The sequence below is a fragment of the Kribbella sp. NBC_00662 genome (assembly GCF_041430295.1).
GTDB lineage: Bacteria > Actinomycetota > Actinomycetes > Propionibacteriales > Kribbellaceae > Kribbella.
Map to the genome: position 1 here is coordinate 8,161,144 of NZ_CP109029.1, position 20,014 is coordinate 8,181,157.

A 20,014-nucleotide genomic window follows, 5' to 3' on the forward strand; every position below is an offset into this window, starting at 1 on the left:
GACCAGTGAGGAGCCAGCGGACATGACTCAGCAGTACCCGGGCGACCAAGGCAGCACCGCCACGATCGCCACACCCGTCGGCGAAGACACCACCACGCAGCGGTACGAGGAAGCCCGGGCCGCGGCGAGCCGGGCGATGAGCACGATCTCGATCCCGGAGCCGTCGAGCGCGGTCGCCGCGGAGCCCGAGGTCGCACCCGAACTGCTGTCGTACCGCGGGTTCAAGTTCGGTGCGGCGTTCTTCGGCTGGCTGATCGCGATCTCGATGTCGGTCCTGTTGCTGGCAGCCGTGTCCGCGGCCGCGCTCGGGACCGCCGAGATCCTCGACTACACCACCAGCGACGCGAAGGCCCAGCCCGGCGCGGCGTTGATCACCGCCGCTGCGGTGTCGATCTTCATGCTGATGATCGCGTTCTACACCGGCGGGTACGTCGCCGGCCGGCTGGCGCGCTTCGACGGCGGACGCCAGGGCTTCGGGGTGTGGATGATCGCGCTGGTGGTCGGCGTGATCGCGGGCGCCGGTGGCTGGGTGCTGGACAACCAGTACGACCTGGTCGGCCGGATCAACTGGCCGGACGTGGCGCTGGCCGACAACACGCTCCTGCTCGGCGGCATCGTCGCCGCGGCCGCGCTGCTGGTCCTGACGCTGCTGATGGCGATCCTCGGCGGCAAGAACGGCCGGCGGTACCACGACCGGATCGACGAACTGCTGAACTAGAGGGTTTCGCTGCGGGGTACCGGACGGCTGCACGGGGCTGTCTGGTGAGGAGAGACTGCTATGACCCAGCAGCATCAGGAAGACACACGTATCGACCGGGTCGGTCCGTCCGAGACCTACGACGACGACCGAACCACAACCACCGACCGGAGCACGCCGGCGACCAGGGCGACCAAGGATCGGGTCGACCCCTTGTACCGCGGCTTCAAGGGCGGCGCGGCCTTCTTCGGCTGGATCGTCGCGATCGGGCTGATCGCGCTGCTCACCGGGATCGTCGGAGCGCTCGCGGCCGCCGCCGACTACGCGCTCACGATCGACTGGAACAACTCCGCCGGCACGATCGGGATCGCCTCCGCGGCGGTACTGCTGGTGATCCTGGTGATCGCCTACTACAACGGCGGGTACGTCGCCGGACGGCTGGCCCGCTTCGACGGCGCCCGGCAGGGTTTCGGCGTCTGGATGATCGGTGTCGTGGTGACGGCGGTCGTCGCGGGGCTCGCGGCGCTGGCCGGTTCGCAGTACGACGTACTCGACCGGGTTGACCTGCCGTCGGTACCGATCGATGACCGCGCGCTGACGACCGGCGGAGTCGTCATGATGATCGCGGCGGTCGTGCTCACGCTGCTGGCGGCCGTGGTCGGCAGCCTGGCCGGACAGCGGTACCACAAGCGGATCGACGTGAGCTGACAACCGGTGACCCGGACGGCGGATGAGTCTGATCCGCCGTCCGGGTCACGCTTGTCGGACCTCTGAGGAGCCTGCAGGATGCGAGGCATGACACGGACCGCGCTGGTCGTCGGAGGCACCAGTGGCATCGGTGCGGCCACAGCACGCCGCCTCGCGGCGGACGGCCTGCACGTCATCGCAGCCGGCCTGAACGCCCACACGCCAGAGGCGAGCGCGCCCCATCCCGTCCAAGTGGAGCTGGATCTGCGCCAGCCCGGCGACCTCGAGGGACTGATCAGTTCGCTCGGGGCTCTCGACGTCCTGGTGAACGCGGCCGGCATCATCCGGCGTGGCGACGAGCACCAGCCGGACGTGTTTCGCGAGGTCGTGGAGATCAACCTGACCGGCGCGATGCGGGCCGCCGAGGCCGCACACGACCTGCTCGCGGCGAGCAGCGGTTGCATCGTCAACGTGGCCTCGATGCTCAGCTACTTCGGCGGTCCACTCGTACCGGCGTACAGCGCGTCCAAAGGCGGGATCGTGCAGCTGACCAAGTCCCTGGCCGTGGCGTGGGCGGCGGACGGCATCCGCGTGAACGCCGTCGCGCCCGGCTGGATCGCCACGGACCTGACTGCAGCGCTGCAGTCCGATCCGGTCGCCTCCGAGCGGATCCTGTCCCGTACGCCGATGGCTCGCTGGGGTACGCCGGATGAGGTCGCGGGCGTGATCGCCTTCCTGTCCGGCCCCGACGCGGGCTTCGTCACCGGCACCGTCGTACCCGTCGACGGCGGCTACCTGAGCATGTGAGGAGAACCCGATGATCCCCGTATCCGCAGGCGTGCCGCCGGAGATCGCGGTACAGGCAGTCCCCGACGACGACCGGCTCTGGGTGCAGCAGGCGCCGGGCGTCTGGTTCCGGCCGTTGATGCTGAACACGATCACCGGCCAGTGGTGCAACCTGCTGAAGGTCACCCGGGCCGGCATCGTCTCGCGGCACCGCCACCCCAGCGCGGTCTTCGGCTATGTGATCAAGGGCAAATGGCAGTACGACGAACACGACTGGGTCGCCGACACCGGATCGTTCGTGTACGAACCGCCGGGCGAGATCCACACCCTGCGCGTGCCCGAGGACTGCACCGAGATGATCACGTTCTTCAACATCTCCGGCGCGATGATCTACGTCGACGAGGCCGGGAACCAGATCGGCTACGAGGACACGTTCACGAAGATCCAGCTCTGCCGCGACCACTACGGCGCCAACGGACTCGGCGCGGACTACGTGGACCAGTTCATCCGCTGACCTCCCGCACAGCCTCGATCACCTGGTCCAGCGAAGGCGAGTGCACGCGGTCGCCGCGGGTGAACAACCCGACCTGGCGGTCCACACCGGCGTCGTGAATCGGGACGAGCTTCACGCCGTCGAGGTTGGCCGTCGTGACCGCCAACTGGTTGGTCACGCCAACGCCGAGACCGTGACGGACCAGGGACAGCAGCGTCTGCGGCTGGTTGGTGCGGAAGACGGACTCGGGGCTGAGGCCGGCGGACGCGAACGCCAGGTGGGACTCGAACTGCCGCGGCCCGTCCGCCTCACCGATCGAGATGAGCGGGAGCTCGGCGAGCTCTTCGAGGCTCACCGATGAAGCCTCGGCCAGCGGGTGCTTGGCCGGGAAGACGGCGGTGAGCGGTTCGCGCCAGAGCACCTCGTGGACGAGCGATTCGTCGGTCACGAGCGGGTGCACCGGCCGGATCGCGAGGTCGATGTCGCCGCGGAGCAGGGCGCTCTCGAGGTCGATGCTCGGTCCCTCGACGAGCAGGAGCCGGATGCTGTCCGGCAGGCGGCGTACGACGCGTGGGAACAGCCAGGCGGCCGCGCTCGGGTAGGCGCCGAAGCGAACCTCTCCCCCGCCGTTCAGGCTCTGGAGGTTGCGCAGGAGCTCCTCGGCACGCGGGAGCAACGCACGGCCCTCCGGCGTCAGACTGGTCGGATGGGTCCGGTCGAACAGCTGTACGCCGAGTGCGCGCTCCAGCTCGGCCACGTGCTCGCTGATCCGCGACTGACCGCGGTACACCGCCTTGCCGGCCGCGGAGAACCCGCCGTACCGCGCGACGGCTACGAAGCTCACGATCCAGTCCATCCGGAAGCCGTACGCCGCGTTGAGGTCCATGCGACGCCACGGTAGCCGGGAAGACGGACACGCGACCGGGTGTTGACCATGGTGTGCTCGAAGTAGCGGTGATCGGTGCGGGACAGGCGGGGCTGTCGGCTGCGTACCACCTGGTGCGGCTCGGATTCACGCCGTACGACGAGGTCGTGGTCCTGGACCGGAATCCGGCGCCCGGTGGCGCCTGGCAGCACCGGTGGGACTCGCTGACGATGCACGACGTGCACGGGATCGCGAACCTGCCCGGTGTACCGGTGCCGCCGAGTGCAGATACGGAGCGGGCGAACGCGTTCGTCCCGGCGTACTTCGCGGACTACGAGAAACGCTTCGCGCTGCCCGTCCTCCGACCCGTTGCAGTCTCCAGCGTGCACGCGGTGGGTGGCGGCTTCGAGGTGCAGACCGACGGCGACACGTACCGCGCAGCGGCTTTGGTCAATGCGACAGGAACGTGGGACCGGCCGTTCATCCCTTGGTATCCGGGGATCGAGACGTTCCGCGGTCGGCAGCTCCACACGGCCGATTACCGCGGCGCAGCGGAGCTTGCCGGCCAGCACGTGCTCGTTGTGGGCGGCGGCGCGTCAGCCGTGCAGTTGCTGGCGGAGATCTCCGCTGTCGCGACCACGACCTGGGTGACGCGTCGGCCGCCGGAGTGGCGGACAGGTGACGACTTCACGCCGGAGTACGGGCGGCAGGTGGTCGCCCGGGTCGAGGAACGGGTCCGCGCCGGACTGCCGCCGCGGAGCGTGGTCAGCGTGACCGGCCTGCACCTGCGACCGCAGGAACAAGCTGCCTGGGACCGCGGCGTCTACACCCGCTACCCGATGTTCTCCCGCATCACACCGGACGGCGTCGAGTGGGCAGATGGCCGACACGAACACATCGACACCATCCTTTGGGCGACCGGCTTCCGCGCCGACCTGGCCCACCTGGCCCCGCTCCACCTCCGCGAGCCCTCCGGCGGCATCCGTATGAACGGCACCGCGACCGTCGCCGACCCACGCATCCACCTGGTCGGCTACGGCCCCTCGGCGAGCACCATCGGCGCCAACCGCGCCGGCTTCACCGCCGCACGCTCCCTGCGCGACCTGCTCAAACCCCAGGCTGCTTAGCTTCGCGGGCATTCTCGCCAGCGACTCAGCTCACAACGAGGTCGCGCTCCTCGGCGTTCGCACGGTGGCCGGCGACGACGCCCGGGATCAGGAGGCCGGCGAAGAGAAAGAGAGCGCCGACGAGCAGCCATCCGGGCCAGCCCCAGGAGACGGCGACCGTGGTGAGGAGCAATGGCGCCACGAGGTCGCCGAGTTGGCGGCCCATCGCATACGCGCCCTGGTACTGACCCTGTGCGCCGGGCGGCGCGAGCTCGAAGCTGATGCCCCAACCGCCCGCCGACTGGAGCATCTCGCCGAGCACATGGAACAGCGCTGCGACGATCAGCAGACCGACCGTCACCACGCCGGACGTCGTGTCGGTGAGAGCGAGTACGACGCAGGCACCGGCGAGCAGCAGTCCGGCCCGGCGGCCGGCTCGGGCAGCGCCGGACAGCTGTTCGGTGCCGCGGGCGACCCGTACCTGCAGCAGGATCACCGCGACCGAGTTGATCACCAGCAGGACCGAGATCATCCACCGCGGCGCATCGGTCGCGGTCGCCACCCAGAGCGGGATCCCGACCTGCGCCAGCGCGGCATGCATCGTCAGTACGCCGTCCAGTGCAACGAACGCCAGGAACCTCCGATCCGCCAGCGCGGTCAGGCCCGACGGCCCGCCGGCCGAGGGCACCTTGTCCACCTCGGGCATGCCGAAGCGCACCAGCCCGGCCATGACCAGGTACGTCGCCGCGTTCGCGAGCAACGCGATCACATAGACCTCTCGCCGGTCGACCGCGAGCACGATCCCGGCCAGTCCCATGCCGGCACCCATCCCGACGTTCGTCGCCACCCGGAGGATCGCCCGGGTCCGCACCCGCTGGTCGGCCGGTGACAGTCCCGCGATCAGCGCGCCCTTGGCGCCGCGTTGGCCGGAATCCGCGATCGCAGTCACGCCGGCGACGACGACGTACGGGGCGAAGGAACGGACCTGGGTGAGCGCGGTCATCGTGAGCGCCTGGAGCAGCAGGAAGCCGACGTACGCGCGGTTCGGGCCGAGGCGATCGGCAACGACACCGAGCGGGGTGCTCGTCACCAGGCCGACCAGTGCGGCCACGGTCAGCCCGACGCCGACGTGCGCGACGGACAGGCCGGCCGCTCTGGTCAGGTAGAGCGCCCCGACGGCCGCGTAGACGCCGTTCCCGAGCGTGTTCACCAACGTTGCCAGAATCAACCGACGCACTGCAGGCGGAAGAGAAGTCACCTGATCACTCAAAGCCACGCGGTCCGGCCCCGCCGTTGGATTGCCGACTTCTGTCAGTCCATCAGCGCATGATCAGTGTCAGGAGGTCGGCGCCGAGGGTGGTCAGAGCCTGGTTGTCCAGGCGGTAGGCAACGAAGCGGCCCTGCCGTTCGGCCGTGACCAGACCGGCTCTGGTCAGGGCTCTGAGGTGGCGGGTGACCTGCGTGGGGTGCAGACCCCAGAGTGCAGCGATCTCACCGGCCGTGCGGGGTTCGCTGGCGACGGCTCGGCAGACCTGCAGGCGATCGGGTGATGCCAGCGCATCCAACCGGGAGCGGATCTGCTGAGCGGTCGGTACGGCGGCACCCCGACCGGTCACCGGATAGATGACCGTGATCGGTTCGCCGGGGATCTCGCCGACGAACAGGTGCGGCGCGATGTAGTTGCTGGGGACAAGCAACAACGAACGCGTGCTGACGTCGATCCGCTTGCTCTGCACCTTCTGTACGACGACGCTGTCGGCGTCACGCAGGTCGATCGAGCTGTCCAACGACCGCAGCATCGCTCCGACGCCGTCGCGGATCGCCAGGTCGCGGTCGTGCCGACCACGGGCAGCCAGCTCATCCCGTGACGCCGACCAGACGTCCCGAAACCACTCCTGCCAGCAAGCATCCAGCAGGTCGACAAAGCGCCGTACCGGATCTGCTGGAGACGTCACGAGCGACTCGACCAGCGCAGCCACCGCACGGCCACGACTGCGAGCCCAGTGCAGTACGGCGTCTGTGTCGACGGACCGGCTGCTCAACGGGCGACCGCGCAACGGCCGGACCAGCTCAGCGGCCACCTCCTCCGGCGGGCGTGACCGGAGCGCGGCCAGCTCATCCGACCAGGACGGCATGCCGGTAGCAGCTGTGGTCGCGAAGAAGCGAGCGCGGACCGCACGCACCGTCCAGGACCACTGCGCCAGCTCGGAGCGCAGCTCAGCGGACAACGGAACGGACGCCGCCCACTCGACCCGGTCATGGTGAGTGGGCTCAGCCAGCACGTGCAGAGCGCAGCCCAACTCGATCAGCGGCGACGCGACATGCCGAATCCGCTCGGGCTCGAGCCGACTGACGCCCGCGAGGACAGTCGGCACTCAGTCCTTCAGCTTGAACTGGAGGTCGGTGTCCCAGTCGTTCATGTCTGGGACCTCGCGGGGGTTGGAGCGGTAGATCTCCAGGCGGGCGGTCCAGTGGTCGCCATTGGCGTCCCACTCGAGGCCCTGCTCCTCGCCCCACGCCAGCAGGTCGCGGGTGGCCGCCATCAGGCCGTCGGGGTGGCCGTGGTGGCTGGCGGTCGCGTACCGGCCGGCCGGGAGTACGCCGGTGACGATCTCGCCCTCACCGGAGCGCAGGTCGTCGACCGGGAACCCGATCTCCATGACCAGTCCGTTCTCCATGTCGACCACGTCGTACTTGAAGAACGGCGCGTCGTTCGGGGCGATCTCCTTGGCCGCGAGCCAGTCGATCACCTCCCGCATCCGGTCCGCGAACGCCCCGATGCCGTCCATCGCGACCTTGCCCCGCAACGCGACGTACGGCCGTTCCTCCAACTCGACGATCTCCGGCATCGGTCCTCCAAATACTCGATGGTGGCCTCAACCTACCGCCCGGCGATTCCTGAGGGTCTACTGAGACCAGGGGGTCATCATGTTGAAGCTCAAAGTCCTGCTTGCCGCCATGGCGCTCTCGATCGCCGTCCTGCCCGCGTACGCCGAGCCGACGACGCCGATCACCTACAACGCGGGTACTACGGCGACGCGGTTCACCGGGCTGGCGTTCGACACATGTACGGCGCCGACTCTGGCGCAGATGACCGCATGGAAGGCCTCGCCGTACAAGGCGATCGGCATCTACTTCGGTGGCGTCAACCGGAGCTGCGCGCAGCCACAGCTGACCCCAGCGTGGGTCACAGCTGTCACTGCGATGGGCTGGCGGCTCGTGCCGATCTATCTCGGGCTACAAGCTCCGTGCGGCACCCGGAAGTACAAGATGTCGACGACCGCCTCCAACCGCGAGGCGGTGCGGGACGCGGACGATGCGGTCGCGAAGGCCAAAGCACTGGGCCTCCTGCCGGGCAGTGCGCTCTACAACGACATGGAGAACTACGACCACACCAATGCGGTCTGCCGCACCGCCGTACTGCACTACCTGTCCGCCTGGACGAAAGAGCTGCACCTACAGCGCTACCTCTCCGGTGTGTACGCAAACCTGGGCTCAGGTGCGCCGGACCTCGCTGCGGCGTACAACTCCCCGTCGTACGCCCGGCCGGACGCACTGTGGATCGCCCGCTGGGACAACAGCAGCCTGCTCACCGGCTGGGCCGGCATCCCCAACACGTTCTGGGCGGTCGGACAGCGTGGCAAGCAGTACGTCGGCGACCACACCGAGACGTACGGCGGGGTGACGCTCAACATCGACAACGACCGCTTCGATGCACCGGTCGCGTCCGTCGCCTACAACTACACCGTCCGTACGACGATCCACTCGTACTCCGGTCCGTCGACGGCGTACCCGGTCCGCTCGACGATCGCAGCGAACGCGGGCGTGCGAGTCGTGTGCCAGACGTTCGGACCGAAGATCGGCACCAGCTCGGTCTGGGACAAGCTCATCGACGGCACCTACGTCACCGACTACTACGTGCGCACCCCGAGCAAGCCCGGCTACAGCGCACCACTCCCCGGCTGCAGTTTCCCCTTCCAGACAACGATCAACGGCCTGAGCAGACGACACGGCCCGGGTACGGCGTACGCGGCGTACCCGAGCACTCTGCCCGCCGGGTCGCTGGCGTGGATCACCTGTCAGGCAGCTGGGACCAGAGTCGGCACCACGTCGGTCTGGGATCGGCTGAGTGACGGTAGCTGGGTCACCGACTACTACGTCGCGACAGCGAGCAACACGACTTACACGGCACCGATCCGTCGCTGCTGAAGGCTTATTGGGCCCAGGGCGGCTGGACCGCCGTGCCGTCGGCCATGTAGCCCGTGAAGCCGGCGGTGATGGCGACGTACAGCTCCGCCGGACCCTCGCCGAGGTTGGTCAGCGAGATCGGCTCACCGGCCGGTACGACGACCGCGTCGCCCGGGCCGAGCTTGTCCGCGCCGAGTGACACGGTGCCGCTGATGACCATGAACACCTCGTCGCGGTCGAGCGTGTGCGGCGCGTCGCCGCCGTGCCCGGCCTCGACCGTGAGCTTCCACGTGCACAACCCGGCCGAACCGCGGCTGGGTGCGGCCAGCCCGGTGAACTCGACCCCCGGCAGCTGGAACCGCTCCGCCTCGGCCGCGCGAATGACGTGCATCTCGTCCCCCAACCATTTAGACAAGCTGACTTGACCAAGCCAGCTTGTCTATCATGGCCGGTATGACGCGATCGGGCAAGCCGGATATCGGGATCTTGTTGCTGCTGGCGGACCAGGAGTTCGTCCGCGAACTGCGGGCGCACACGGCGGCGCTGGGGTACGAGGACCAGGGCCGGTCGGACGGCTTCGTCCTGCGGACCCTCGGTGCCGGGCCGCGGACGATCAGCGGGCTGGCCGAGCGGCTGGAGATCAGCAAGCAGGGCGCGGGCCAGATCGTCGACGACATGGAGCGCCGCGGGTACGTCGAACGCCGCCCGGACCCGTCGGACGCGCGCGCGAAGCTGCTCCACCTGACCGAACGCGGTGAGGCCGCGCTGTCGACGGCGCGGAAATTCCATCAGGCCTACGAACGCCGCCTGCGCAAACGCTTCGGCGACGAGGCGATCGACACCCTGCGCGACGTACTGACCGAGATGGCCGGCGAGGCCCAGATCAGCACGCCGCACTTCAGGGCGTTGATGTTCTAGAAGTACTTCGGGAACAGGTCGTTGGTCGGCCAGGTCTTGACGCCGTTGGCGGCGGTCCACAGGGCGGCGTCGATGTCGCCGTACGACTTGCCGCTGGCGTCGTCGCGGCGGTTGAACAGGGCGGCCCAGCTCATCCCGTTGTAGGTGCGGACGACGATCGTGAACGTGCCGGGCATGCTGCCGGTGTGCCACGTGTTGCGGCCGGTGCCGCCGGTCGTCACCGGGCGGACCTGCCAGCCGAGACCGTAGTACCAGCCGTCGGAGTTGACGCCGATCTCCGGCTTCGCCCAGATGCTGTTCAGGGACGCGGTGTTCAGCACGCTGGACGACTTGTCGAACATCCGTGCCCATCGGACGATGTCAGGCGCGCTGGCGATCCAGCCGCCGTTGGCGTCCTGGATCCGCATGCTGAAGGTCCCGTACGGCGCGGGCACCTTGGTGCCGGACATGTCCAGCACGGTGGGACCGGAGTACTGCGAGTCGTACGGCACCTCGCCGGCGTGCTTCGCGATCGAGTAACCCTGCGCCATCCGCGTGATCCCCAGCGGGGTCAGCAGCTTCTGCTGCACGTAGGTGGGGTAGCTCAGGCCGCTGACCTTCTCGATCACCCGGCCGGCGAGGGTGTACCCGAAGTTGGAGTACGCGTACTTGGTGCCGGGGTTGAAGTCGAGCTTCCGGCCGGCCTGGTACTTGATCACGTCCGCGGGGTGCAGCTCCATCGGGACGCCCAGAGCCTTGGAGATCACGGCGTCCTCCCACTCCGGGTCGCCCGAGATGTCGCGATCCCAGCCGCCGAGGTGCTGCAGCAGCCGCTTGATCGTGACTGCGGACCAGCGGGCGTCCCGGGTCTGCCCGGTCGGCGGGGTGATCGGGATGATGTTGCCGACCGGCGTCGACAGACTCAGCTTGCCGTCCTGCACGAGCTTCACGATCGCCGCCGCCGTGATCGACTTCGACAAGCTCGCGACCCGGAACAGCGACGTCGGCTGCACGGTCAGCGCGCTGGACGTGCTGTAGCCCCGGGCGAGCACCAGACGGCCCTTGTAGGTGACGGCGAGCTGACCGGCGGTGACACCGCGGGCCTGCATGAAGGTCTTCATCTGGTTGTCGAACCCGGCCAGCGCCGAGACCGCCGTCCCGGTGGTCTTCCAGGTCGCCGCGGCGTCCGCAGACCGGCTGAGAACCGAACCGGCCCCGGTCCCGACGGCGGCAACCGCTCCGGTGGCAATGGCGAGCTTGCCGAAATTCCGGCGCGACAGCTCCACGAACGTTCTCCTTCAAGGCAGGGGTTTACGACTTCTTGCAGCTCAGCAGGAAGTCTTTCACCCAAGGGGTCTACTCCCCCCGCGAGGTGCACACCTCGCCAACCTCTACTCGACCATCGAGGCGTAGGAGATCACGCCGCGGCGGATCTGGTCGACGACTGTGCGGGCCGTTTTACGGAGCGGGGTGTCGCCGGCGGCGTCGGCGATCTGCTCGGTGAGGTCGATGAGTTGTTTGACCCAGCGGACGAAGTCACCCGCGGCGAGGTCCGACTCGTACAGCACCTCGGCCAGCGAAGCACCCGACGCCCAACGGAACGCGGGCCAGCAGAAGTTCAGGTCCATCGACCGCAGGAAGTCGACCCGCATGTCCCGCTCCAGCGCGGACAGGTCGCGCCAGATCGACCCCATCCGCTCGAGCGCTTCCCGTACGTCGCCACGCGGCAACCGCGGTGACGTCGGCTCGTCCTTCGACCGCGACTCGTAGACCAATGCGGCCAGGCACGCTGCCAGCTCAGGCACCGTGAGGTCGTCGAAAACTCCTTGCCGCAGGCACTCAGCCGCGACCAGGTCGAGCTCGGTGTAGATCCGCGCCAGCCGATCACCGGCCTCGGTCGTCTTGTCGCCGTCGAGGTAGTGCAGCGCGTCCAGCACCTGGCAGACCCGGTCGAACTGCCGGGCGATCGTGTTCGTCCGCTGCTCGATCTTGCGCTGCACCTCACGGTTCTCCCGGTCGAGCCGGAAGTACCGCTCCGCCCACCGCGCGTGGTCCTCGCGATCCGAGCACCCATGGCACGGATGCGCACGCAGCTGCGCCCGCATCTCCTGCAACTCGGGATCATCCGCGTGTGCAACGGCGTCACGACCACGGGTGCGCGACGGCGGTCCGTCCTCGCCGAGCAGGTCGGTCCGCGTCCGCAGTACCTGCGCCAGCTCGCGACGCTGCTGCGGGTTGCGCGGGTTGAACTTGCGCGGGATCCGCAGTACGCCGATCGCCTCGACCGGGGTCGGGAAGTCGACCATCGACAGCTTCCGCACCTGCCGGTCCAGCGTCAGCACGGTCGGCCGCGGCCCTTCGCGCTCCGACCGCATCCCCGGGTCGAGCACCAGCGCCCAGCCCGCGCTGCGGCCGGCCGGGATCCGGATGATGTCACCCGTCTTCAGCTTCTCGATCGACTCCTGTGCCTCGACCCGCCGGTCGAGCTTGCGGCGCTTCGACCCGGACGCCTCGCGATCACCGATCCGCCGGCGCAGCGCGGCGTACTCGAGGAAGTCGCCGAGGTGGCACTCGATCGACTCCTTGTACCCCTCCAGCGCCTCGGTGTTCCGCTGCACCTGCCGCGCCAGCCCGACCACGGCCTGGTCGGACTGGAACTGCGCGAACGACAACTCGAGCATGTCCCGCGCCCGCGTCCGCCCGACCTGGCGGACCAGGTTGACGGCCATGTTGTACGACGGCGAGAACGACGACCGCAGCGGATACGTACGGGTCGAGGCGAGACCCGCGACCTCGCGCGGATCGAACCCGGGCTGCCAGAGCACGACCGCGTGCCCCTCGACGTCGATCCCGCGACGCCCGGCCCGCCCGGTCAGCTGCGTGTACTCCCCCGGCGTGATGTCGACGTGCGCCTCGCCGTTCCACTTCGACAACTTCTCGAGCACGACGGTGCGCGCCGGCATGTTGATGCCCAGGGCAAGCGTCTCGGTGGCGAACACGACCTTGATCAGGCCGCGCGCGAACAGCTCCTCGACGACCTCCTTGAACGCTGCCAGCATGCCCGCGTGGTGCGCCGCGATGCCGCGACTCAGCGCCTCGGCGAAGTCGTGGTACCCGAGCACGCCGAGGTCCTCGTCCGGCAGATCCGCCGTCCGCTCGGCCACCACCCGCTTGATCTCGTCGCGCTCCGACGGCTTGGTCAGCCGCAGACCGGACCGCAGGCACTGCACGACCGCGTCCTCACATCCCTTGCGGGAGAAGATGAAGTAGATCGCCGGCAGCAACGCGCCGGCATCCAGCTCCTCGACCACATCCGAGCGGTACGGCGTGAAATGCGACCGGGACGGCCTGCTCTTGGGCAGATCCCGGCGCCGCCGGGGCTTGCGCGAATCGTCGCGGAAGATCCGGTTGTCGTCGCGGGCGATCCGGACCAGCTGCGGGTTGACCAGGTCCTTCACGTCGGCCTTGACCGGCGCATTCGCCTTGGCGGGGTTACCAGATTTGCTCGGCGCACCGACCCGCGCAGTCGGCGCCTCGCCGGCGAACAGGTCGTGCAGCCGCTTGCCCACCATCACGTGCTGGAACAGCGGCACCGGCCGTTTCTCCTCCAGGACGACGACGGTGTTGCCGCGGACCGTCTCCAGCCAGTCGCCGAACTCCTCGGCGTTGCTCACCGTCGCCGACAGCGAGACCACCGAGACCGAGTCCGCCAGGTGGATCAGCACCTCTTCCCAGACCGCACCACGGGACCGGTCGGCCAGGTAGTGCACCTCGTCCATCACGACGTACGAAAGACCGAGCAGGGTCTGCGATCCGGCGTACAGCATGTTGCGGAGGACCTCGGTGGTCATCACGACGATCGGGGCCTCGGAGTTGACCGAGTTGTCGCCGGTGAGCAGGCCGACCTTGTCCGCGCCGTACCGGCTGACCAGGTCGCCGTACTTCTGGTTGCTCAGCGCCTTGATCGGGGTCGTGTAGAAGCACTTCTGGCCCCGCTCCAGGGCGAGGTGGACGGCGAACTCGCCGACCAGCGTCTTCCCGGAGCCGGTGGGCGCCGCGACCAGCACCTGGTGACCGTCCTCGAGGGCGGCGCAGGCGCGCAACTGGAACTCGTCCAGCTCGAAGTCGTAGAGCCCCCGGAACTCCTTCACGGCCGGATGCTCCTGGTCCGAGCGAAACGAGGCGTATTTCTCGGACGGGGTGCTCATGGAACCCAATCTATGCGACAGCACCCACAAAACCCGCCCCGACCATCGCTCGGCGGAGGGTTACCGCAGGTCCAGCCGGTTCTTGATGAAGGTTGCGGCGTGGTCGAGTGCTTCGTCGGCCTCGGTCATGACGCCGGCGAAATACTGGAACACGTGCGGGGCGCCGGCGATCACGTCGAGGCTGACGTCCACGTCCTGTTCGGCGGCGCGGGCGACCAGTCGGAGCGAGTCGTCGAGCAGGATCTCCGCCGTACCGACCTGGACGAGCAGCGGCGGCAGGCCCTTCAGGTCGGCGAAGACCGGGCTGGCCAGCTCGTTCGACGGGTCCGTGCCGCCGAGGTAGAACTGGGCCGACTCGGCCATGTTGGCGCGACTGAACAGCGGGTCGTCGTCGCCCCGGCTGTCCATGCTCGGGCTCTTCAGCGAGACATCGGTCCAGGGCGACAACAGGACCGCGCCGGCCGGCTGCGGGAGCCCCTCGGCCCGCGCCGCGATCATCGTCGCCAGCCCGAGCCCACCACCGGCCGAGTCGCCGACGATGACGACGTTCTGACCGCTCTCGACCAGCTCCCGGTACGCCGCCAGCGCGTCGTGGATCCCGGCCGGGAAGCGGTGCTCGGGGGCGAGCCGATAGTCCAGCGAGACCGCCGGAACACCACTGCGGCGGGACAACGGCGCCGCCAGGTTGGCGCCGGTCCGCGCGGACCCGACGACGTACGAACCGCCGTGCAGGTAGAGGATGACGCCGTCCGCGTCGGCGCCGTCGACGTGCACCTCCAGCGCCGGCACTCCGCCGAGCGTCCGCTCGACCAGCTTGACGTCGTCCCCGAGTGGGCGGCTCGCGAACAACTCGTCGAAACCGGCCCGTTGCTCCTGCGGCGTCTGCCCGAGCTCCGCCTTCTGCATCATGCTGCGTGCTGCTTCTCGTTCTTCAGCGCTCATCTGTCCGTCTCCTGGTGATAGATTCCGAGGAATATAGTTCACTCCAACTACATTCCGAGGAATCTAATTCCGTGACTGATCTCACAGCATTGTTCACGGACCTGGTCCGGTTGGAAACGCGCCTCTACAACGTCCTCGACACCCGGCTGAAGTCGGAGCACGATCTTCCGCTCGGCCAGTTCGAGTTCCTCCGCTTCATCTCCGCCCACGGGACGACCCGGGTCTTCGATCTGGCCCGCGCGATGGCCATCACCGTCGGCGCCACCAGCAAGGCCGTCGACCGCCTCGAGTCCGCCGGCCGCGTCCGCCGTACGGCGAACCCCCACGACCGGCGTTCCTCCCTGGTCGAACTGACCCCGGCGGGCGAACACGCGCTGGCCGCGGCGGCACCCACGGTCGAGTCCGAGCTCAACACCTGGGTCGGCTCGGTCCTACCGGCCGACGTGCTCGAACAGCTCGCGACCAGCCTGTCGATGCTCAGGCAGCGCGCGGAAGCGGATCCCCGCACGGACCGCCGCGAGGTGTTCAAGACATGACGCAGCCGGGCTCCCTTCCCTGGTGGTCCGATGGGAGCCCGGCTGCGCGCCTGGGGATGACTAGCTGATGTGGTACGGGTCGCCGTACACCTTCCAGTCGAGCGGGGTGTCCAGGTTGAAGTTGCCGTTGCGCAGGAACACCCGCTGGGCGGTGTCGACCCGGCTGGTGTCGCTGTGGGCCTCCTCCTGCTTCATCGCCCACACCCGCGCGTCCAGGAAGGCGTTCAGCCAGGTGGTCTCGTTGCCGCCCTGCGACGGCGGCTTCGCCTTGCCCAGCGCGCGCTTGCGGATGCCGCCGAAGCTGGTCGAGTCGTTGCCGGGACCGTGCATGACGATCGCGTCGTAGTAGCAGAACTGGCCCAGGGTGCGAACCCCGTCGGACTTGCCCTGTGCCACCGCCGGGTTGAAGTACACCCGGTCGCGCTCGTCGTTCTGGCAGCCCTGGAAGACGGTGTCCTTGGCTGCGGTCTTCCAGTCCTTGGTGTAGTTCGGGTCGAGGCCCTGGTGCGAGTCGCTGCCGTTGACCTTGCGCAGCGCCGGCAGGTACTTCTGCAGGACGTTGTTCGGCTTCCGGTCGGCGTACAGCTCGACCAGCTCGAGCATGTCACCGGTGCCGGAGCAGAACCCGATGATGCCGGCCGTGTAGCCGCGGCCGTCGTCGATGTCCTCGATGTACTTGTACTGCGCCTTCCAGTCCAGCGACGAGTTCTCCGCGCTGCAGACGATCTCCATCGCGATCTCCTTCTTCGCGGGGTCGTCGAGGCCGGTGGCCTGCACCGCGGCGTCGGCATGCGGCGCGTAGCGGGAAACGGCCAGGCCTGCGGGGACTGCCGCGAGCGACAGTCCGAGCAGCAGTGCGTTCCTGCGGGTGGGGCGGTTCTCCATGACTCCTCCGAGGGGCGTCCGAGGCAGCAACTGTTAGGAAGCTTTCCTATCAGACCGAAGGCAGAAATGAGAATAGCTCGAACGTTAAGGTTTTCAGGCGAAGACGGTCAGCGCGCCCGGCGCGATGCCGATGTCGACCGGCAGCTGACCCAGCGGCTCACCGTCGGCGTACGCCGTGATGCCGGGCGACTCGATCCGGACCGAGCGGCCCTGGAGCGTGCGCACCGCCGGATGGCCGACGTGGGTGCCCTTGGACAGCTTCGGGAACAGCTGCAGCAGCGTCAGCCGGGACACCGGCTGGATGATCGTGACGTCCAGCAGCCCGTCGTCGATCGTGGCGCCGGCGCAGATCTGCAGTCCCCCGCCGTACGTCGGGCCCGTGCCGACCGCGACGAGCATCGCCCTCGTCTCGATCGGGTCGCCGTCGACAGTCACGACGTACTCGAGCGGGGTGAACGTGCGCAGCTCGGCCAGGGTCGCGACCGTGTAGCGGGAGCTGCCCTTGGGCCAGGACATCGCGTTGGCCCGCTTGTTCACCAGCGAGTCGAAACCGCCGGCGACGACCGTGGTGATGAAGACGTCCTTCGCGGTGGCGAGGTCGATCGTCCGGGTCTTGCCGGCCACCACCAGATCAGCCGCCGCGAGCGGATCCTTGAGCGGTACGCCGATGCCGCGGGCGAAGTCGTTGCCGGTGCCGGCCGGGATCACGCCGAACGGCATCCCGGAATTGGCCAGAACCTGGGCGCCGAGGTGGATCGTGCCGTCGCCACCGATCAACGTGACCGCGTCCGCCCCGGACGCGACCACCTCTGCGGCGATCCGGCCGACGTCCTCGGCACAGGTCGTCGCGTGAACGTCGACCGTGAGCCCGGCCGCAGCCAACCGATCCCGAACCACGGGGGCGATCCGGGCACCCAGGCCGCGACCGCTGGTGGGGTTGACCACCAGCGCGATCCGTCGGGTCACTCAGTCCGCCAGCAGCTCGTCGGCGCGGGTCTTGCGGCGCTTGTCGTTGATCCGCGCGATCACTTCGGAGGCGAAGAACAGCACGCACATCGGGAACGCCAGCAGGCACATCGTGAACGGGTCACCGGACGGCGTCGCCACCGCGGCGAACACGAAGATCACCAGGATGATGTACGGCCGGAACTTGGACAGCGCGCTGGCGGGCAGCACCCCGACCATGTTCAGCAGGACGACGACCAGGGGTATCAGGAACGCGATGCCGAACACCAGCAGCGTCCGGATCACGAAGTCCAGGTACTTGCCGAGCTCGATCAGGTTCTGGACCTGGTCGGGGGTGAAGCCGAGCAGGATCTGGATGCCCTTCGGCAGGGTCCAGTAGCCGAGCGCGATACCGGTGGCGAACAGCGGCGCCGCGATCGCGGCGAACAGGTACGCCCACTTCTTCTCGTTGCGGTGCAGACCCGGCGCGATGAACGCCCACAGCTGGAACAGCCAGATCGGCCCGGCGACGATCAGTCCGAGCAGCGCCGACACCTTGATCCGGAAGGTCAGCGGGTCGCCGACGCCCTGGAAGGTCAGCTGCGGCTTCAGGCCCCGGTTCTCCGCGAACGGCTTGACGGCCGTCTCGAACGGGTGCTTGAGGATCTCCAGCGCCTGGTAGTAGATGAACCAGGCCGCGATCGTGCACACCACGATCGCGAGCACACTGATGAGCAACCGGTTACGCAGCTCGACAATGTGCTCGCGCAGGGTCATCCGACCCTCTGGGTCCTTCGGGTGGCGGTCCTGCTTGTCCTTCCGCCGCCCGAACTTCACCATCGACACTGGTGCGGCGTTCGGCTCAGTTGGCGGTGTGGGTCGGCGGCAGACCGTCGCCCGGCGCCTGGCCGTTCACCTGGTTCGGCTGAGCAGCCTGGGCCTGCGGGGCCGGCTGCTGCGCCGGAGGCTGCGACGCCTCCTGGGTCAGTTCCCCGTCCTTCTTCTTGGGGCCGACCTCCTCCTCCCAGATCTTCTTCGACTTGCCGAGCTGCTTCACGAGTGCCGGCAGCTTCGCCGATCCGAACAGCAGCACGACGATCGCGAGGATGACGAGCCACTCTGCGCCTTGGGGCATACCGAGGAGCGGTGCCATGTCGATCTCCCTTTCCAACATCAACTCGAAGCTCGAGCCTGAGTTCGTGGCCGAATACTACGCCGGAGCGTGCGCTTCCTCGCGGGTCTGTCCAGACCCGGTCGTGGACTGCGCGGCGTCCAGCTTGGACTGGGCGGCGACCAACTCACGCGTCAGTGCCTTGGCCTGGCCCCACAGCTTCTTCGCGAGCAGGGCGAGGACGAGCAGCCACACCGCCACCACCGCGAGGAAGAGCAGGAACCAGAACATACACAGGAGCCTAGCCGGTCCCCGGCCGTCGCCCACGTCCGCCGGGGCGTCTCGGCGGACAACGGTGTCGGAACGTGATGGTAAAACCGAGTGTCCCGGCGGTGTGACAGCGCGGGACAGCTGGTACGACAACGGCCTGAGGATCGGCCGGGTGAGGGAGCGGGAATGGCGCGGATCGGCGTCGAGGAGCGGCGGGCACGGCTCGGGCGCAGGCATCGGCTCGGGGTGGGATGCCAGGCGGCCGACCCGGTCGAGGCAGCCACGTCGATGGTCGCGCTGCACGCCACCGATCCGGCCACGGTGCACCTGAGCGTCGCCGCGCGGGTGCCAGGGAGTGATGTCGCGGGCACGGAGCGTGCGCTGTACGACGATCGCTCGCTGATCCGGATGCTCGGCATGCGCCGTACGGTGTTCGTCGTGCCGACGCCCTTCGCGCCGGTCGTGCAGGCTGCGTGCACGGACGACATCGCGGTCAAACAGCGGAAGCTGCTGGTCAAGCACCTCAACGAGGCGGGCGTCGCGGAGGACGCCGAGGCGTGTGGGCGCTGGCTTGCGGCCGTCGAGGAGGCGACCGCGACCGCGCTGGCCTTGCGCGGGTCGGCGACGGCGCAGGAGCTGTCCGCCGACGAGCCCCGGCTGCGGACCAGGCTGAGCATGGCAGCCGGCAAGACGTACGCCGCTCAGCCGTACGTGACGAGCCGCGTGTTGTTCCAGCTGTCCGCCGAGGGGCGGATCGTGCGTGGACGGCCGCTGGGGACGTGGCTGAGCGGACAGCACCAGTGGTCGCCCTCGGCCGACTGGCTGCCCGGTGGACTCGGTGACAGGCCGGTGGCGGAGGAGGCGCGGGTCATGCTCGCGCGGGCCTGGCTGTCGTCGTTCGGCCCCGGTACGGCGGCTGACCTGCAGTGGTGGGCAGGATGGACCGGCGGGCAGACGAAGAAGGCCCTGGCGGCGGTCGAGGCGGTCGCCGTGGACCTGGACGGCCAGGTCGGCTACGTGCTGCCCGGCGACGAGGCGCCCGAAGTACCGGTCGAGCCGTGGGTCGCGTTCCTCCCCGGTCTGGACCCGACGCCGATGGGCTGGAAGGAGCGCGACTGGTTCCTCGGCCCGCACAAGTCCAAGCTCTTCGACAACACCGGCAACATCGGGCCGACGATCTGGGCCGACGGCCGCATCATCGGCGGCTGGGGCCAGCCGGAGTCCGGCGAGGTCCGCTACGAGCTCCTCGAGGACGTCGGCCGCGACACTACCGCCCTGGTCGAAGCCGAAGCAGCCCGTTGGACCACATGGCTGGCCGGCGTCCGCGTCACTCCCCGCTTCCGGTCCCCCTTGGAGAAGCAGCTCAGCCAGGGTTAGTTGTGATGTCCAGGGAGGTTG

The 20,014-nt window shown here is 68.7% G+C and carries 22 protein-coding genes; 9 read left to right on the top strand and 13 right to left on the bottom strand.

Going from position 1 to position 20,014, the window contains the following annotated elements; all coding sequences use genetic code 11:
• Positions 1-22: 22 nt before the first annotated feature.
• The 4 genes from OHA10_RS40065 to OHA10_RS40080 all read left to right on the top strand — a co-directional run bounded on the left by OHA10_RS40065 (position 23) and on the right by OHA10_RS40080 (position 2,684).
• Positions 23-718, top strand: a complete 696-nt coding sequence (locus OHA10_RS40065; protein ID WP_371404003.1) for a hypothetical protein — start codon at positions 23-25, stop codon at positions 716-718.
• Between the two features lie 60 nt (positions 719-778).
• The gene (locus tag OHA10_RS40070) at positions 779-1,405 is read left to right on the top strand and encodes a hypothetical protein (RefSeq protein ID WP_371404004.1); all 627 of its coding nucleotides are present in this window, start codon (positions 779-781) and stop codon (positions 1,403-1,405) included.
• Positions 1,406-1,492: 87 nt separating this feature from the next.
• On the top strand, positions 1,493-2,191 hold the full coding sequence (locus OHA10_RS40075; RefSeq protein ID WP_371404005.1) for an SDR family NAD(P)-dependent oxidoreductase: 699 nt from the start codon (positions 1,493-1,495) through the stop codon (positions 2,189-2,191).
• Between the two features lie 10 nt (positions 2,192-2,201).
• Entirely contained in the window at positions 2,202-2,684 is a 483-nt protein-coding gene (locus OHA10_RS40080) for a 2,4'-dihydroxyacetophenone dioxygenase family protein (protein ID WP_371404006.1), read from the top strand.
• Here OHA10_RS40080 and OHA10_RS40085 read toward each other — a convergent pair.
• Positions 2,674-3,549 carry a LysR family transcriptional regulator gene (locus OHA10_RS40085; RefSeq protein WP_371404007.1) on the bottom strand — a complete coding sequence of 292 codons (876 nt, stop codon included), beginning with the start codon at positions 3,547-3,549 and terminating at the stop codon, positions 2,674-2,676. The genes OHA10_RS40080 and OHA10_RS40085 overlap by 11 nt on opposite strands.
• A gap of 53 nt (positions 3,550-3,602) precedes the next feature.
• On the opposite strand from OHA10_RS40085, the gene OHA10_RS40090 reads away from it, so the two are divergent.
• Positions 3,603-4,655, top strand: coding sequence for an FAD-dependent oxidoreductase (locus tag OHA10_RS40090; RefSeq protein WP_371404008.1), 1,053 nt, complete (start codon positions 3,603-3,605; stop codon positions 4,653-4,655).
• 25 nt (positions 4,656-4,680) lie between these two features.
• Here OHA10_RS40090 and OHA10_RS40095 read toward each other — a convergent pair whose 3' ends face one another.
• The 3 genes from OHA10_RS40095 to OHA10_RS40105 all read right to left on the bottom strand — a co-directional run bounded on the left by OHA10_RS40095 (position 4,681) and on the right by OHA10_RS40105 (position 7,483).
• Complete coding sequence (locus tag OHA10_RS40095) at positions 4,681-5,892, bottom strand: MFS transporter (protein ID WP_371404009.1); 1,212 nt, start codon at positions 5,890-5,892, stop codon at positions 4,681-4,683.
• Between the two features lie 61 nt (positions 5,893-5,953).
• Positions 5,954-7,009: a DUF5937 family protein gene (locus tag OHA10_RS40100; protein ID WP_371404010.1), complete on the bottom strand. Its 1,056-nt coding sequence runs from the start codon at positions 7,007-7,009 to the stop codon at positions 5,954-5,956.
• Positions 7,010-7,483: a GyrI-like domain-containing protein gene (locus OHA10_RS40105; protein ID WP_371404011.1), complete on the bottom strand. Its 474-nt coding sequence runs from the start codon at positions 7,481-7,483 to the stop codon at positions 7,010-7,012. It abuts the gene before it with no gap.
• Positions 7,484-7,562: 79 nt separating this feature from the next.
• Here OHA10_RS40105 and OHA10_RS40110 point away from each other — a divergent pair, with 79 nt between their 5' ends.
• Positions 7,563-8,843 carry a glycoside hydrolase domain-containing protein gene (locus tag OHA10_RS40110; RefSeq protein WP_371404012.1) on the top strand — a complete coding sequence of 427 codons (1,281 nt, stop codon included), beginning with the start codon at positions 7,563-7,565 and terminating at the stop codon, positions 8,841-8,843.
• Positions 8,844-8,847: 4 nt separating this feature from the next.
• Here the strand turns inward: OHA10_RS40110 and OHA10_RS40115 are convergent, their stop codons facing one another.
• Positions 8,848-9,213: a cupin domain-containing protein gene (locus OHA10_RS40115; RefSeq protein ID WP_371404013.1), complete on the bottom strand. Its 366-nt coding sequence runs from the start codon at positions 9,211-9,213 to the stop codon at positions 8,848-8,850.
• 62 nt (positions 9,214-9,275) lie between these two features.
• Here OHA10_RS40115 and OHA10_RS40120 point away from each other — a divergent pair, with 62 nt between their 5' ends.
• Positions 9,276-9,740, top strand: coding sequence for a MarR family winged helix-turn-helix transcriptional regulator (locus OHA10_RS40120; RefSeq protein WP_371404014.1), 465 nt, complete (start codon positions 9,276-9,278; stop codon positions 9,738-9,740).
• On the opposite strand, the gene OHA10_RS40125 is transcribed toward OHA10_RS40120, so the two are convergent.
• The 3 genes from OHA10_RS40125 to OHA10_RS40135 form a co-directional block, all read right to left on the bottom strand.
• Positions 9,737-11,005 (bottom strand): serine hydrolase, encoded by a 1,269-nt coding sequence (locus tag OHA10_RS40125; RefSeq protein ID WP_371404015.1) that lies wholly within the window; start codon positions 11,003-11,005, stop codon positions 9,737-9,739. The two genes, OHA10_RS40120 and OHA10_RS40125, sit on opposite strands and share 4 nt — an antisense overlap.
• Before the next feature lie 105 nt (positions 11,006-11,110).
• The gene (locus OHA10_RS40130; RefSeq protein ID WP_371404016.1) at positions 11,111-13,927 is read right to left on the bottom strand and encodes a DEAD/DEAH box helicase; all 2,817 of its coding nucleotides are present in this window, start codon (positions 13,925-13,927) and stop codon (positions 11,111-11,113) included.
• Between the two features lie 60 nt (positions 13,928-13,987).
• Positions 13,988-14,869, bottom strand: coding sequence for an alpha/beta hydrolase (locus OHA10_RS40135; RefSeq protein ID WP_371404017.1), 882 nt, complete (start codon positions 14,867-14,869; stop codon positions 13,988-13,990).
• A 71-nt stretch (positions 14,870-14,940) separates the two neighbouring features.
• Between OHA10_RS40135 and OHA10_RS40140 the strand changes: the two genes are divergently transcribed.
• Entirely contained in the window at positions 14,941-15,405 is a 465-nt protein-coding gene (locus OHA10_RS40140; RefSeq protein ID WP_371404018.1) for a MarR family winged helix-turn-helix transcriptional regulator, read from the top strand.
• Positions 15,406-15,465: 60 nt separating this feature from the next.
• Here OHA10_RS40140 and OHA10_RS40145 read toward each other — a convergent pair whose 3' ends face one another.
• The 5 genes from OHA10_RS40145 to OHA10_RS40165 form a co-directional block, all read right to left on the bottom strand.
• Complete coding sequence (locus OHA10_RS40145) at positions 15,466-16,290, bottom strand: chitosanase (protein ID WP_371404019.1); 825 nt, start codon at positions 16,288-16,290, stop codon at positions 15,466-15,468.
• Between the two features lie 93 nt (positions 16,291-16,383).
• Positions 16,384-17,256, bottom strand: coding sequence for a diacylglycerol kinase family protein (locus tag OHA10_RS40150; protein ID WP_371404020.1), 873 nt, complete (start codon positions 17,254-17,256; stop codon positions 16,384-16,386).
• Positions 17,257-18,075: a twin-arginine translocase subunit TatC gene (gene tatC / locus OHA10_RS40155; RefSeq protein WP_371404021.1), complete on the bottom strand. Its 819-nt coding sequence runs from the start codon at positions 18,073-18,075 to the stop codon at positions 17,257-17,259. It abuts the gene before it with no gap.
• A gap of 22 nt (positions 18,076-18,097) precedes the next feature.
• On the bottom strand, positions 18,098-18,388 hold the full coding sequence (locus OHA10_RS40160; RefSeq protein WP_130439214.1) for a twin-arginine translocase TatA/TatE family subunit: 291 nt from the start codon (positions 18,386-18,388) through the stop codon (positions 18,098-18,100).
• 57 nt (positions 18,389-18,445) lie between these two features.
• A complete protein-coding gene (locus OHA10_RS40165; RefSeq protein ID WP_371404022.1) occupies positions 18,446-18,637 on the bottom strand; it encodes a hypothetical protein in 192 nt (63 codons plus the stop codon).
• 165 nt (positions 18,638-18,802) lie between these two features.
• On the opposite strand from OHA10_RS40165, the gene OHA10_RS40170 reads away from it, so the two are divergent.
• On the top strand, positions 18,803-19,993 hold the full coding sequence (locus OHA10_RS40170) for a winged helix DNA-binding domain-containing protein (protein WP_371404023.1): 1,191 nt from the start codon (positions 18,803-18,805) through the stop codon (positions 19,991-19,993).
• Positions 19,994-20,014: the final 21 nt, after the last annotated feature.

Bases quoted from the DNA above. Each gene is read 5' to 3' on its own strand.
- OHA10_RS40065 (WP_371404003.1), top strand. From the start codon at position 23: ATGACTCAGCAGTACCCGGGCGACCAAGGCAGCACCGCCACGATCGCC.
- OHA10_RS40070 (WP_371404004.1), top strand. From the start codon at position 779: ATGACCCAGCAGCATCAGGAAGACACACGTATCGACCGGGTCGGTCCG.
- OHA10_RS40075 (WP_371404005.1), top strand. From the start codon at position 1,493: ATGACACGGACCGCGCTGGTCGTCGGAGGCACCAGTGGCATCGGTGCG.
- OHA10_RS40080 (WP_371404006.1), top strand. From the start codon at position 2,202: ATGATCCCCGTATCCGCAGGCGTGCCGCCGGAGATCGCGGTACAGGCA.
- OHA10_RS40085 (WP_371404007.1), bottom strand. From the start codon at position 3,549: ATGGACCTCAACGCGGCGTACGGCTTCCGGATGGACTGGATCGTGAGC.
- OHA10_RS40105 (WP_371404011.1), bottom strand. From the start codon at position 7,483: ATGCCGGAGATCGTCGAGTTGGAGGAACGGCCGTACGTCGCGTTGCGG.
- OHA10_RS40110 (WP_371404012.1), top strand. From the start codon at position 7,563: ATGTTGAAGCTCAAAGTCCTGCTTGCCGCCATGGCGCTCTCGATCGCC.
- OHA10_RS40115 (WP_371404013.1), bottom strand. From the start codon at position 9,213: ATGCACGTCATTCGCGCGGCCGAGGCGGAGCGGTTCCAGCTGCCGGGG.
- OHA10_RS40120 (WP_371404014.1), top strand. From the start codon at position 9,276: ATGACGCGATCGGGCAAGCCGGATATCGGGATCTTGTTGCTGCTGGCG.
- OHA10_RS40130 (WP_371404016.1), bottom strand. From the start codon at position 13,927: ATGAGCACCCCGTCCGAGAAATACGCCTCGTTTCGCTCGGACCAGGAG.
- OHA10_RS40135 (WP_371404017.1), bottom strand. From the start codon at position 14,869: ATGAGCGCTGAAGAACGAGAAGCAGCACGCAGCATGATGCAGAAGGCG.
- OHA10_RS40145 (WP_371404019.1), bottom strand. From the start codon at position 16,290: ATGGAGAACCGCCCCACCCGCAGGAACGCACTGCTGCTCGGACTGTCG.
- tatC (WP_371404021.1), bottom strand. From the start codon at position 18,075: ATGGTGAAGTTCGGGCGGCGGAAGGACAAGCAGGACCGCCACCCGAAG.
- OHA10_RS40160 (WP_130439214.1), bottom strand. From the start codon at position 18,388: ATGGCACCGCTCCTCGGTATGCCCCAAGGCGCAGAGTGGCTCGTCATC.
- OHA10_RS40165 (WP_371404022.1), bottom strand. From the start codon at position 18,637: ATGTTCTGGTTCCTGCTCTTCCTCGCGGTGGTGGCGGTGTGGCTGCTC.
- OHA10_RS40170 (WP_371404023.1), top strand. From the start codon at position 18,803: ATGGCGCGGATCGGCGTCGAGGAGCGGCGGGCACGGCTCGGGCGCAGG.